At 30.6% G+C, this 13,114-nt stretch carries 13 protein-coding genes; 5 read left to right on the top strand and 8 right to left on the bottom strand.

Going from position 1 to position 13,114, the window contains the following annotated elements:
- Positions 1-368: 368 nt before the first annotated feature.
- Both CPG45_RS07235 and CPG45_RS16825 read left to right on the top strand, forming a co-directional pair.
- A complete protein-coding gene (locus tag CPG45_RS07235) occupies positions 369-1,661 on the top strand; it encodes an IS110 family RNA-guided transposase (RefSeq protein ID WP_096231275.1) in 1,293 nt (430 codons plus the stop codon).
- A 335-nt stretch (positions 1,662-1,996) separates the two neighbouring features.
- Positions 1,997-2,158, top strand: a complete 162-nt coding sequence (locus CPG45_RS16825) for a hypothetical protein (RefSeq protein WP_157732346.1) — start codon at positions 1,997-1,999, stop codon at positions 2,156-2,158.
- A 147-nt stretch (positions 2,159-2,305) separates the two neighbouring features.
- Here the strand turns inward: CPG45_RS16825 and CPG45_RS07230 are convergent, their stop codons facing one another.
- Together CPG45_RS07230 and CPG45_RS07225 are read right to left on the bottom strand one after the other, a co-directional pair.
- Positions 2,306-3,790, bottom strand: coding sequence for an AAA family ATPase (locus CPG45_RS07230; RefSeq protein ID WP_096231274.1), 1,485 nt, complete (start codon positions 3,788-3,790; stop codon positions 2,306-2,308).
- Positions 3,783-4,310 carry a hypothetical protein gene (locus CPG45_RS07225; RefSeq protein WP_096231273.1) on the bottom strand — a complete coding sequence of 176 codons (528 nt, stop codon included), beginning with the start codon at positions 4,308-4,310 and terminating at the stop codon, positions 3,783-3,785. The genes CPG45_RS07230 and CPG45_RS07225 overlap by 8 nt, the downstream gene beginning before the upstream one ends.
- Before the next feature lie 127 nt (positions 4,311-4,437).
- Here CPG45_RS07225 and CPG45_RS07220 point away from each other — a divergent pair, with 127 nt between their 5' ends.
- Positions 4,438-4,800: a NifB/NifX family molybdenum-iron cluster-binding protein gene (locus CPG45_RS07220; protein ID WP_096231272.1), complete on the top strand. Its 363-nt coding sequence runs from the start codon at positions 4,438-4,440 to the stop codon at positions 4,798-4,800.
- Between the two features lie 52 nt (positions 4,801-4,852).
- Here the strand turns inward: CPG45_RS07220 and CPG45_RS07215 are convergent, their stop codons facing one another.
- From CPG45_RS07215 to CPG45_RS07190, 6 genes are all read right to left on the bottom strand, one after another.
- Positions 4,853-5,143 (bottom strand): ATP-binding cassette domain-containing protein, encoded by a 291-nt coding sequence (locus tag CPG45_RS07215; protein ID WP_157732345.1) that lies wholly within the window; start codon positions 5,141-5,143, stop codon positions 4,853-4,855.
- A 203-nt stretch (positions 5,144-5,346) separates the two neighbouring features.
- Positions 5,347-7,974, bottom strand: coding sequence for an ABC transporter permease (locus tag CPG45_RS07210; protein WP_096231270.1), 2,628 nt, complete (start codon positions 7,972-7,974; stop codon positions 5,347-5,349).
- Positions 7,975-8,682 carry an ABC transporter ATP-binding protein gene (locus tag CPG45_RS07205; protein WP_502695806.1) on the bottom strand — a complete coding sequence of 236 codons (708 nt, stop codon included), beginning with the start codon at positions 8,680-8,682 and terminating at the stop codon, positions 7,975-7,977. It abuts the gene before it with no gap.
- 200 nt (positions 8,683-8,882) lie between these two features.
- Complete coding sequence (locus CPG45_RS07200) at positions 8,883-9,485, bottom strand: TetR/AcrR family transcriptional regulator (RefSeq protein WP_096231268.1); 603 nt, start codon at positions 9,483-9,485, stop codon at positions 8,883-8,885.
- A 197-nt stretch (positions 9,486-9,682) separates the two neighbouring features.
- Positions 9,683-10,120: a hypothetical protein gene (locus tag CPG45_RS07195; RefSeq protein WP_231969089.1), complete on the bottom strand. Its 438-nt coding sequence runs from the start codon at positions 10,118-10,120 to the stop codon at positions 9,683-9,685.
- Between the two features lie 111 nt (positions 10,121-10,231).
- Positions 10,232-11,287 carry an Mrp/NBP35 family ATP-binding protein gene (locus tag CPG45_RS07190; RefSeq protein WP_096231266.1) on the bottom strand — a complete coding sequence of 352 codons (1,056 nt, stop codon included), beginning with the start codon at positions 11,285-11,287 and terminating at the stop codon, positions 10,232-10,234.
- A 118-nt stretch (positions 11,288-11,405) separates the two neighbouring features.
- Here CPG45_RS07190 and sigI point away from each other — a divergent pair, with 118 nt between their 5' ends.
- Complete coding sequence (sigI, locus tag CPG45_RS07185) at positions 11,406-12,065, top strand: RNA polymerase sigma factor SigI (protein WP_096231265.1); 660 nt, start codon at positions 11,406-11,408, stop codon at positions 12,063-12,065.
- Positions 12,062-13,105, top strand: coding sequence for an anti-sigma factor domain-containing protein (locus CPG45_RS07180; protein ID WP_096231264.1), 1,044 nt, complete (start codon positions 12,062-12,064; stop codon positions 13,103-13,105). Before sigI ends, CPG45_RS07180 begins: the two co-directional genes overlap by 4 nt.
- Positions 13,106-13,114 lie beyond the last annotated feature (9 nt).

Below are 13,114 nucleotides of genomic sequence, written 5' to 3'. Positions count from 1 at the left end.
CGGATTTATTCTAATACTTAACTCCCATATTATGCATATCTTGTCTTAAATGACTTTATATGTCACATCTTAAAAGTCATTTAAGCTGCTTTTAAATAAATAATTTGGGATATCCTTTAAGCCGGTATAGACTTAAGCTTTAACTTTGTGTACAATCTTCTCTGAATAGAGGATAGATGTACCACCCCCTGGGAGATCATCTTTATGGTCTATACCTGTGATTAAGCTAATTTTTCCATTTAGTGAGGATTAATGTTTTGGCTGGTTGGGACCGGCTTTTCGGGATACCCGCGTCACATGCTAGGTTGTTTACTCACTAAATAGAATGGATACTCTTATTCACTTTTACTTAAAGGAGTTGTTGTTTAATGAATTTTTTGCCTAATTATATTAGTGTTGGTATTGATGTTGCAGCTGATTTTAGCTGGTTTTGCATCTTGACACCTGATGGAAAGGAGTTTAAAAAGCCATTTAAGGTTGAACACGATAATGCTGATTCTCTAAAGAACGCTGTTCTGACAATTAAAAAGGCAGAAGAGCAATTCTCCATGAAATCTAAGATATTTCTGGAGTCTACGGGAATCTACCATTTCCCACTCTTCTGCCACCTAAAAGAATTAGGATTTGAGGTTTTTGTTATTAATCCTCTCATTACTAATTCTAACAAAAATATTGGTATAAGAAAAGTGAAAAATGATAGATTTGATGCAAAACGTATTGCTGCTATTGGTTATTCGCCTGACACTAAGCTTTCTGTTATGCCTACTGAATTAATTTTAAATCTTAGATGTTTATGCAGAGAGTACTATAGCCTTGCCGATAATCGTACTTCTTATGTGAATAAACTTAAAGCTCAATTGCATATTGTTTTTCCTGGCTTCTGCAAGGTTTTCTCTGATATTACTGGAATTACAGCTATTTCTGTGTTAAAAAGATTCCCAACACCAGAAGATGTTATAAATGCTCAACCTGATGAAATTATTGAACTTATCTCATTGTTATCAAGAAAAGGCTTAAATTACGCTAAAGCTAAGTATGATAAGTTATTTAAATCTGCTAAAAACGCCTTAAATTTCAGGTATAATTTGTCTTCTGTCTATGATGTACTAAAAATGTATATTTATTTCATAGAAGAATTTGATAAAAAGATTAACCTGATATTATCTGCAATCAAGGCATTTGTGGATAAAAATAAGTCTGAGAAATTTGTACAACAAATTTATTACCTCGATTCTATACCTGGTGTTGGTTTTCTTTCAGCGGTTACTCTTATGTGTGAGATAGGCGATTTTTCAGCATTTAGCAAACCCAAGCAGCTTTTTGCATATTTTGGTGTAGATCCTTCTGTTAATGAATCTGGACATTTTAAAGGTACTGACAATAAAATGTCCAAAAGAGGTTCTAAAATTGCTAGGCGTGTTCTTTATGCCATTGCTTTAGCTTCTGTAAGAGTAAAAAGAAATGACATAGCAATAAATCCTGTACTTTATGATTATTACCAGAAAAAGAAGGAATCCAAACCTAAAAAAGTAGCTCTTGGAGCAATTATGCACAAGATTTCAGACATTGTATTTGCTGTTCTAAGGGATAATAAGCCTTTTGTATTAAAGACACCTGATGAACACAAACTACAATATCAGAACATTCATAAAGCTGCTTAAACTTCTGCATTATGCTTGGAAATAACTATTAACTCTATTAAGTTTTCAAAGTTCGGCTCTTAATTGAGTTTGTTTGCTATACCCTTTTTTGCAACGTAAAAAAGTTTAAATTTCTTTCTAAAACCTATTGACTTTTACTAGCTGGTCTTTACTAAGTACCATAAATTACATATTATATATTGTATACATTATCTAACATTCAACTTGATTATAAATCCAATGCATACATAAGTCAATAAAATTTAATAATTTTTATTTAATAATTTCTAAACACTATTTCTTAAATAAGATTTAATAAAAAATTTATGATTCTGTAACTTTTATATGATATATAAATGGTATATTTATGTAAAATAGATGCAAAAAACAGTAATATTGTAAATTTTTATAGCAAGTATCAAAATTATGAGCCAGATAAAAGCAGTATAAATGGCGATCCGGATGAAAAGACATTAAGCATTCTCATGGATATATCTCATATGAAAAATATATGGTAATGGCGACTTCCGGTGATTCAAATTTAACTGCCATTACACTCTATAAAATTGCTGCAAACAAATAATACATATTGACATAGGATTGTTGTTTTCCAATATCAAATAAATTAAAAAGGCAGAATTTATACTAATTCTCTGCCTTTTTAATTAACATGCTTTTGCTATTTCTTTACCTTTTAATATTTTTCTTAAATTATCTCCAGATATTGTTTCTTCTTTTACTAAAATGCCAGATATCACATTTAACTCATTAATTTTTTCCTTTAATATCTCTTTAACTTTCTTTTCCTGCTCTTCGATTATCCTATTTACTTCTTCATTTACTTTATCACCAGAAATATCATCTTTACTAATTATGCCAAGCGATGAAAGTCCGGTGTAAACAATCTTCTTGGCTATATTTACTGCCTGCTCAAAATCGTTGGCAGATCCTGTGCTTCTGCTATTTAAAATTAAAAGTTCAGCAACAGTTCCACCAAGTGAAACCATTATCTCATGTTCAAGCTGTTCTTTTGTATATATAAGTGTATCATCTTTTTCAGTCTGTCTCACAAATCCAAGTGCCTTGCCTCTCGGAACTATTGTAACAGTCGCAACTGAATTAGGATTTACAGTTTCACCAACTATAGCATGACCAGCTTCATGGATTGATACTCTCAATATCTCCTCTTCTGTCGGTTTTCTGTCGGTTTTCTCACCAAGTATAACTTTGTCGACGGCTTCCTGTAAATGTTTCTGCATTATTTTCTCTGAGCCATCTCTCATAGCTAATATAGCTGCTTCATTGCAAAGACTCTCGAGGTGTGCTCCTGAAAAACCAAAGGTATCTTCTGCAATTGCCTCAAGATTTACATTTTCATCAAGCGGTTTATTCTTCGTATGAATTTTCAATATTTGAAGTCTTCCACTTTTGTCTGGAAGGTCTACACTAACCTGTCTATCAAATCTACCAGGACGCAATAATGCCGGATCTAACATATCAGGCCTATTTGTTGCTGCGATAACTAAAACACTTATATCATTATCACTTTTGATACCATCCATCTCAACAAGAAGCTGATTCAACGTCTGGTCATATTCGTGATGGCTTTCATTAGTGCCCCTTTTTGCACCAAGAATATCTATCTCATCAATAAATATTATAGCGCTTCCTTTCTCCTCTTTTTTTGCTAATGCCTTTGCCGAATCAAATAATTTCCTGACTCTCTGTGCACCAACACCTGCATACATCTCTATAAATTCACTGCCAGATGTCGCTACATAGCTGGAGTCAGTATATTTTGCTGCAGCTTTTGCTAGAAGTGTCTTCCCTGTGCCAGGTGGTCCACTTAAAAGTATTCCTTTTATAGGCCTTATTCCCATCTTTTTAATCTTGTCTCTATTAATCACGAAATCTAATGCTTCTTTTAACTCTGAAATTGCTGTATTTTGCCCACCAATATCTTCAAATGAGATATTTGTGTCAGGATTAACAACTTTTCCTGTCGCACTTATTAATCCCTTATTTTCAAGTATAAAACTTAAGGCAAAGAACATCGCACCTATTAATAAAATCGGTGTAATGTTTATACCCAAAATAGCGGCGAAAATCATAAGTGCAATTGAAACACCTATTAGTATTTCTTTAACCATTCGGTTTTTCCCCCTTTGTCAAACTGCGTGGTATTATCTTATACAAATAATTTGGACCATCTTCAATGATCAAATATATATTATTTTCATCAATATAAATATGTGACTTAACACTTTGATTATTTCCGTTTTTATTTACTATTTCATTCATTTTTATATAATCGCCATTTTGAATAGCTTGATATATTGCAAATTGGTCCTCATAGTAAATATTATTAAGTTTTGCATTCGAATTGTCAAATATTTTTATCTCTATTTTTACAGGATATTTATTAATTTTCTTTTCTATACTCCTGTATGTTTCCATGATATTATTGGTTCTTGCTAACTTTATATTCGCAACATATCCATTATCTCCAATATCAATAGTAGTAGACTTTACATATTTAACAGTCGATATATCTTTTGCGATTTTGCCTGGTAAAATACGATTTTGATATAAATTAAATCCCCCTATAAGTAATCCTAACATAACTGCAACCGTAACAATTACTATCTGCCATTTCAATCCTTTAAACATAATATCCCCCCTCCATAGCGGCATGATATATCATATTATATCACATAATATATATTAGGACAACACATATTTGATTAAGGGCTCACATAATATTATAATAGTTTAAAATATATGAGGAGTGATTATTATGAGGATAGCTGCAACAATAACAAAAGAAGGTTTTATCACCGAACTTCCAGAAGGCCCATACATTGTAATATTCGATACAGATAAAAAAGACGCCGAAAAATATGATAACCCTGGTTTTCCATTGAAGGATGGCAGGAGGAATGCAGTTGTAGATTTATTCATTGATAAAAAGGTGGATATAGTCATAACAGTTCCAGAGGCTTTCTGTGATATGTCATATGGTAAGGCAAAAAAAAATGGAATTAGATTTATAAGACTTGAAGAAAGCTTGCCATACGAAAATGTAATAGAAAATTTATCAACATACCTGAATTACATAGCGTCGGAAATACCAGAAGATGAACTTTTTAAAAGAAAATAAAATGTGGCAAAATAGAGCAGATCTTTTGAATGACCTGCTCTACTATTATCTCTTAATTTCTAAACATCTTTATAATTAGTCCAATGATAATGCCTAATACAGCTGCAATTATTAAAAATATTATATCCATTCTGTACTTACTCTTACTCAAACTTGCCAATAAAGCAAAATACAATATATTTTCCTCACCAGTTAGCTGTTCATAAAGCCTAGGTTCATAAAAAACGTTTCCGCTTTTTGTGCAAACATTCATACCGTTTATTTCTATAGTGCCTTTATCAGGATTATATAGTGTTGCAAGCATTTTCATTGTTGTTGTCTTACCAGCTCCATTATCTCCCAATAACCCTAATAATAATCACAGGTTCAATTCCAAAGCTATCTTTACTGCTACTTTTTCGTAGTTTGCTTCTTAAATTATTATTAAGTTCTCTAAATACAAAATGCTAATTTAGAAATTCAAAAATACCAAGTATTATTAGTAGCATACCTTATGCCAAAAGAAAATTCCAACTTATTTAAGTGGGAATTTTACATTCGTTAATTTTAATCAATATCAGGACTTTTAAGAGATTGAACCATATCTACTTTTTGAAGCTGGAAATGTACTACAATACTTACAAGCGCTGAAAATCCAATTGTCATTAGCGCAGAACATAAAAAGCTTATGGGTTTTATATTACGTCCAAACATAAGTATTTCGACTTCCGATGTCGTCATGACAAATCTATGCAAAAAAATTCCCATAATGAAGCCTAATAAAATACCGATTATAGTAAGTATTGCATTCTCCCTTATGACATACATAGATACTTCAAAATCATAAAATCCTAATACTTTCATAGTTGCAAGTTCTCTAATCCTCTCAGTTATATTTATGTTGGTGAGATTGTATAATACAACAAAAGCCAGAGAACCAGCAGAAACAATCAGAACTAAAACAACAGACAGTAAATTATTTATAACGTTTTGAAATGTCTTTTTTACTGATGTAGTAAAATTTACTGTCATAGCTGCAGGTGATTTCAACATTTTTTGGGATAAATCGTCTTCTAATGACTTAGAACTTCCTATAATTTTTGAAATTATTTCATTTGAAACCGGACTTTCGTTAAATAACCTTCTATAAAGCACAGAACTCATATAAACATAATGCTGTACATAATTTTCAGTTATACCGGTAACTTTCACTTTTACTTCTTTGTTGTTTCCATTTTTTATATAAATACATTCACCTGTTTTGACATCAAGCACGTTTGAAAGTTTTTCAGTAATAACAACACCGTTATCTATCAAGGAAATTGGTGTGCCGTAATTTCTATTTCTTAATAATATGAAATCTTTAAATTTGTCTCTGTTATCAGGGACGACAAGAAATACGCTTTTTTTGACTTTGTTATTTCTTACTTCTATATTTGACTGACTAAGCAACATGCTTTCTTTTATTCTCTTATCATTCTTTATAATTGCCATAAGTTTTGTTATATCGTTTGGAGAAACATCATTCGCAAAAGTTGTAACCATCTGATATTTAAAAATTTCATTATATTGTTTGGTTACAATAGTGTTTATCGAATCTCTGATTCCGAATCCTGTAAGCAGCAGTGCTGTACAACCTCCTATGCCAAAAACAGTCATAAAAAATCTTTTTTTATACCTAAATAAGTTTCTTGCAGTTACTTTTTGAATAAAACCTAAGCGGGACCAAATAAAATTTATTTTTTCTAATAAAACCCTTCTTCCAGCAACTGGTGCTTTCAATCTCATTAAAGCCGCAGGAGTTTCTTTTAAGTTGCTAAAACATACAAAAATAGTAACAAATGTAGTTGATATCATAGCAGTTATTATTCCTAAAACTGCATAATAACCATTAAATTCAGTTATAACTGCCGGCAATGTGTACATTGTACTATATGCTCCAAAAATTACCCTCGGTAATATACTGAAGCCAAGAAATAATCCTATAATACCACCCGAAATTGTTGCGATAACTGAATATATAACAAACTTGAGCATAATAGCAAATTTACTGTAACCAAGAGCCTTCAATATTCCCATTTGAGTACGTTGTTCTTCTACCATTCTTGTCATCGTTGTAAGACTCACAAGTGCGGCAACAAGGAAAAAGATTGTGGGAAATACATTACCTATTGCTTTTATTCTATCTGCTTCATCGCCGAACTCAACAAAGCCTATATTTGATTTCCGGTCCAATACATACCATACAGGTTTTTTTATTTCATTAAGTTTCTTTTCGGACTGTGCTATTTTGTTCTTAGCTTGACTTATTTGTTTATTGGTTTTTGCTTCGGATAGCTCTTTGTTATATTCGCTTTCTTTTGATGCAAGAACCTTTTTTGCGTCATCAATCTCTCTTTGCACTTTGTTTTTTATATCGTTGTATCTTATTTCGCTGCGCTTTTTGCCTAGTTCAACTAAGTCATCTTTTACTGGCTGTATCAAATTATAGTACTCATCTGAATAACTAAAAAGCTTTTTTGCATCATTTACTAAAACATCTATTTCAGTATACGAATCCATTGAAAAAGCAGTTTCAGGCACCATCATAAAAGCTTGGATCTGACCATTTCCAATAGTACTTGCCCCTCTATCTCTCGATATATAATAGGGCGTTTCAACTACACCGACGATTTTAAATTTATTATTCTTGAGGTTTTTTTGATTTTGTGTTCCGAAATTCAACGTTACAATATCATTAATAGAATATCCAAGATCTTTGAGAAATTTCGCTTCTACTACACATTCGGAATTATTTTCAGGAAACCTACCTTCTATAAGCTTAGGTTTATTTATATATGAGTTATCATTTTTTACTTTATCAAGGTCGAGTCCATGAACTTTAATTACAAATCCATTATTGCCTTTATTCACAACTGCGTCTATTGAATAAGTAGGATCAACAGCTTTAACACCTTTTATTTTACTTATACTATCAGCATCACTTTGCGTAAGTCCCATTGTTGATATAATTTGTATATCCATGAGATTATAATCATCTGCATATTTATCAGCAGTTAGTTTCATATCGCGGCTCGTCGCTTTTATACCGCCAAAAACTCCGACACCCATTAAAACAATAAAAAACAAAGATAAAAATCTCTTTTTCGTATGAACAATTTCTCTGAATATATCCTTTAATAGAGATTTTCCCATTTACCATTCTATCCTTTCTATAGGAACTGGGCAGTCATTAATAACTATATTTTCAATTTTGCCATTTTTAAGATTGATAACTTTATCTGCCATAGGGGTTATTGCTTTATTGTGCGTTATTATGATTATTGTCATTTTCATTCGCTTGCATGTGTTATGTAATAGTTTTAGAATCGATCTTCCCGTTTTATAATCTAATGCGCCTGTTGGTTCATCACATAAAAGAAGTTTAGGATTTTTTGCAAGGGCTCTTGCTATTGCTACCCTTTGCTGTTCACCACCGGATAATTGTGAAGGGAAATTGTTAAGCCTCTCAAAAAGCCCTACATCTTTAAGAACTGCTACAGGATCCAACGGATCATTGCAAATTTCTGATGCAAGCTCTACATTTTCTAAAGCTGTAAGATTCGGAACTAAATTGTAAAATTGAAAAACAAAGCCTATGTCTTTTCTTCTATATTCTATTAGCTGTCGAGGATTATATTTATTTATTTCTTTGCCGTCGACAACTATTTGACCTTCATCACATATGTCCATGCCACCCAATATATTTAAAATAGTCGTTTTGCCAGCTCCACTTTCACCTACTATTACAGCAAATTCACCTTTTTCTATATTGAAGCTTACTCCCGAAAGTGCATTTATAATGATTTCACCCATCTTATATCTTTTTACAATATTTTTTACTTCTACAAAGTTTCCCATCATATCTAACCTCAATTATGAAATTTAATCAAGCAAATGATAAACACTTGTTTAAAATATTTGTTTTAATTTTAGCACAATAAAATTTTTCAGTCAATATAATCAAATATTATTTTTGGCTTAACTTTTATGCTTCATGCATGAGTTGTAATATAAAAAGTGTGCTTATTCCGCATAAAAGATAAAACCTTTAAAAGTATTTTTCATTTTAGTATGCTAGTTATAAGAAGTTTCATATATTGTCTCAGTTCTTCTGGATTATCTATATTCAAAAAACTTTTTTTGTCGCCATACATATTTATAACAACACGATTTATAACAGTACCTAATATTCCTGAAAATAATTGTATGTATTTAAAATTTAAGATTTTACTGTCTTGTATATTAGTGATTTTTCCAATTATATTTTCTATTAATCTTTGTGTTTCATTGTTTAAATATACCTTTTTTATTATTACAGGATTATAGCTCTTGTCTTCAGTTGTCAATTTTACTATAAGGGCAATAAGCGCAGGATATTTGAACATATATTCTATTAAATTGATAGACCATTCAAATAATTTATCTTCCAAATCTAAATTATCATCTGTAAGAATATCATATCCTGATTTAAATAGTTTCTCCGCATAATAATTTTCTACTTCTTTAAGCAAATTGTTTTTGTTTCCAAAATAATAATTTATCGAAGCTACATTAACCCCAGCTTTTTCAGTTATTTCCCTTATGGTTACTTCACCCTTCACGCCTACTATATCAATAGTTGCATTTAATATCTTTTCTCTCGTTTCTGTTGATTCATAATTCATATAAATCACTCTTTCATAAAAATCTACAATAATAGTAACATAATAAAAATAAATTTTAAAGATAGAGAGATATTTTTGGATGTTATTTTTCTGAAAATAACAAAACCCTTATCAATATTTATATAACTAGAAAGGGCAGCAAAGTTTCCCCTCCTTTGCTGCCTTACTTTTACTTAATAATAATTATAAGACAGTCTTCATAAAAGCTGTTTTAAAATATTTAGTATGCGTTTATTATTTAAATAACCAGTTGTATTTCCTATATTTAAATCTTTATTTGCTCTTGCCTCATATTCAGCAATCCAATCCATTCTAGCATTACTATCGGACTGTGTCAGGAAAATATTTGGTTTTATTCTTTGAGGCGATTCACTTGGGTCAAAAGTTAGAATTCCGTGATCCAATAATGATATCTGTCCTGCTTTATATAACTCAGAAGAAACATATTTAATATCATTAAAAGAAGCATTGCTAATATTAAATTTCTCTGATAATTTCTCCCAGACATCAGAACAATTATTTGATTTATCATTATTTCTTAACACAAATGTATTGGAAATTTCTTGTCTTTTATCATATTTAGCATTTTCAATATTATATTGAACCTGTTGTTCATAACATAAAGGCATTATCATCACTTTTATCACTTCCTAGATAAATTATCAATAGTTATTTTATATAATGCATTAGGATTCTATAAATTAAGCCCAGCACACCAATTTAATGCTATTATCTAAATAGTTTTATCACCGTATCGGTTTTACTTTTTCTGCTACCTTTTTTGCAAGTTCTATATAGTATTCCGCTTCAGGTCCATTTATAAATGCTATAGGCAATCCTATATCGCTTTTCTCTCTTATTTTTATATCTATAGGAATCTTTACAAGTATCTCTGTTTTAAGCTCTTTCGCAAGTTTTTCTGTCTCACCTTCGCCAAAAATATTGTATCTTTTATGGCAATCAGGGCATTCGAAATATGACATATTCTCTGTTATTCCTATTACATCTATATTTACTTTCTGTGCCATGTATGCAATTCTACCCGCTACATGTGAGGCAGATGCCTGCGGTGTTGTAACAAGCAAAAACTTCTGTTCAGGGATTTTCTGCATTATTGTAAGTGGAATATCACCCGTTCCTGGTGGCAAATCAAGTATCATGTAGTCAAGCTCTCCCCAGTAAACATCATTCATAAACTGTTCAAGGACGCCGCCAAGCAGTGGTCCTCTCCATATTAATGGTGTATCCTCGTCTGCAAAATTTCCCATAGATATTACCTTAATACCATATTTTTCAATAGGTAATATTGTATTTTCATCTAAGGCATATGGCCTCTCGCCAACTATGCCTAAAAGGCGAGGTATACTAAAACCAAGAACATCTGCATCAATAAGCCCTACTTTATAGCCAAGCTTACCCAGTGCAACAGCAAGATTTGCAGAAACAGTAGATTTGCCGACACCGCCTTTGCCGCTGCCAACAACTATAACTCGAGTTTTCTCAAATATCGGTTTTTTCTGTCTATTCATATTTTCAGCAAGCTTTTGCCTTTCTTCATCTGTCATTGCACCCATATTTACACTGACTTCGTCAACGCCTTCGATTGCACTTACTTTTTTTATAACATCTTCTTTAATATTATTTTGTAATGGACATCCTTTTATAGTAAGTTTTATATCTATCGTAACCTTACCCTCATTTATATCGATCTTATCGACCATATTGAGTTCTACAATGCTTCTCCCTATTTCCGGATCATATACGTCTTTAAGTGCATTTATAATTCTCTCTTTTGTTACCAATTAATATACCCCCTCATGGTATTTTATTGTTGATATTTATATTATAATATATAATCATAGTAAATAGAATACCCTTAAAATGATTTTTAAGTACGAATTATATATTGGGGTTGATGTTATGAACATAAATGAAAGGGTTGAAACAGCAAAATTTGATTTAAATGAAAGAGAAAATCTCATAAGAGAATATACGCCTTTTATTATAAAGCAATTATCAAATTTTTTAAATAAGTACATCGATGATAAAAACAGCGATGAATTAAGTATTGGCCTTATGGCGTTCAATGAAGCTATAGAGTTTTATGATTATGGAAAAGGATCTTTTTTAAATTTTTCAACGATGCTTATAAAAAGACGTGTAATAGATTATTTAAGAAAGAATTATTCCGAAAATACCATCCCCATTGAGATGTACTGCGAAAATAAGGATGACTACGAAAGTGAAAATCGTATGCTTGAAATGATATCATTCAAAAGTTTATTGAGTCTTTATAATATTACAATAAAAGACCTCGTAAAAGAGTCACCAAAACATAAAGACACAAGAGAAATCGCATTGAAAATAGCACAAACGATTTGTAACAGCGAGAAACTACTTAAATATTTAAAAATTAAAAAAGTAATTCCTATTAAAGAAATCGTTAAAATCCTAAACATAAATAAAAAGACCATTGAGAGGCATAGAAAATACATAATCGCATTAGTAATTATTATTAGCGAAGACCTGCCTATTTTAAAACAATATTTAAATATAGAAAGTGAGGTGCCACAAGTATGAAAGCTGTAATAATAGATAAAGAAAATGGATCAGCATATGTTATGACACAAAATGGTCAATTTAAAAAAATCAAGGATAAATCAGAATACATGATTGGAAATTCAATAGAAATAGAAAGCAAATCAATTAGAAATTATTTTATAAAATTTGCTGTTGCGGCATTAATAATAATTTCATTATATATAAGTATAATTAATTTTATACCTCATGATGTTTATGCATATGTATATTTAGATATCAATCCCAGTATTGTAGCATCAATAGACAGAAATGCTAAAGTCATAACGGTAAGTTCTTTTAATACTGATGGTGATAAACTTATTAAAGGTATTAAATTTAAAGGTATAGACATAGGAATATTTATAAAAACTGCTATAGATAGAGCATATAGTTTAGGATTTATAAAAAGAGATAATGAAACTATCGCTATAACTACAGTGCCAAGTAATAATAATGCTTTTAATAAAATAAATGAGAAAATTCATTTAGTAGAACAAGATTTTAAAAAGGATAATCAAAATATTAACTTTATAGTACAAACAACAGATGAAAATCACAGAAAATATGCCGAAAAATTAAAAATTTCTGCCGGAAGGCTAGTAATATGGGAAAAAGCGGAAAAAGATGGGATAAGTATACCAAAAAATATGATAAATAGCGAAAACTTCTTTTCGGAAATAGAGGAAAAATACGCAAAGCTAAATAAAAATATAAAAGCTGCTGATGATAGCAAAAATATTAATAATGTAGATAAGAATGCGAATAAACATATAGAAAGAGCCCAAAATAATTCGTATAACTTCGATAATAACAATAGTAAAAATATTTATAATGAGAAGAAGGAAAGTAATACAGTCAACGAAAAACCATCTATCAAAAATGAATCGCAAAATACGGAATATAAAGAAAAAGAGCCCGTTATGCATTCAACTGATGTAAAAGAATCTGAAGAAAAATCAAATAATGAAAAGGTAAAAAATGGGATTGATGATAAAAAAAATATTAATGCGAATAAAAGTGGCCCCAAAAAATCGAAGTAAAAAGCGAAT

The organism is Thermoanaerobacterium sp. RBIITD (genome assembly GCF_900205865.1).
Taxonomy (GTDB): Bacteria; Bacillota; Thermoanaerobacteria; order Thermoanaerobacterales; family Thermoanaerobacteraceae; genus Thermoanaerobacterium.
The sequence above is the reverse complement of the archived record's forward strand: the minus strand, read 5'-3'. Positions and strand labels throughout refer to the sequence as shown.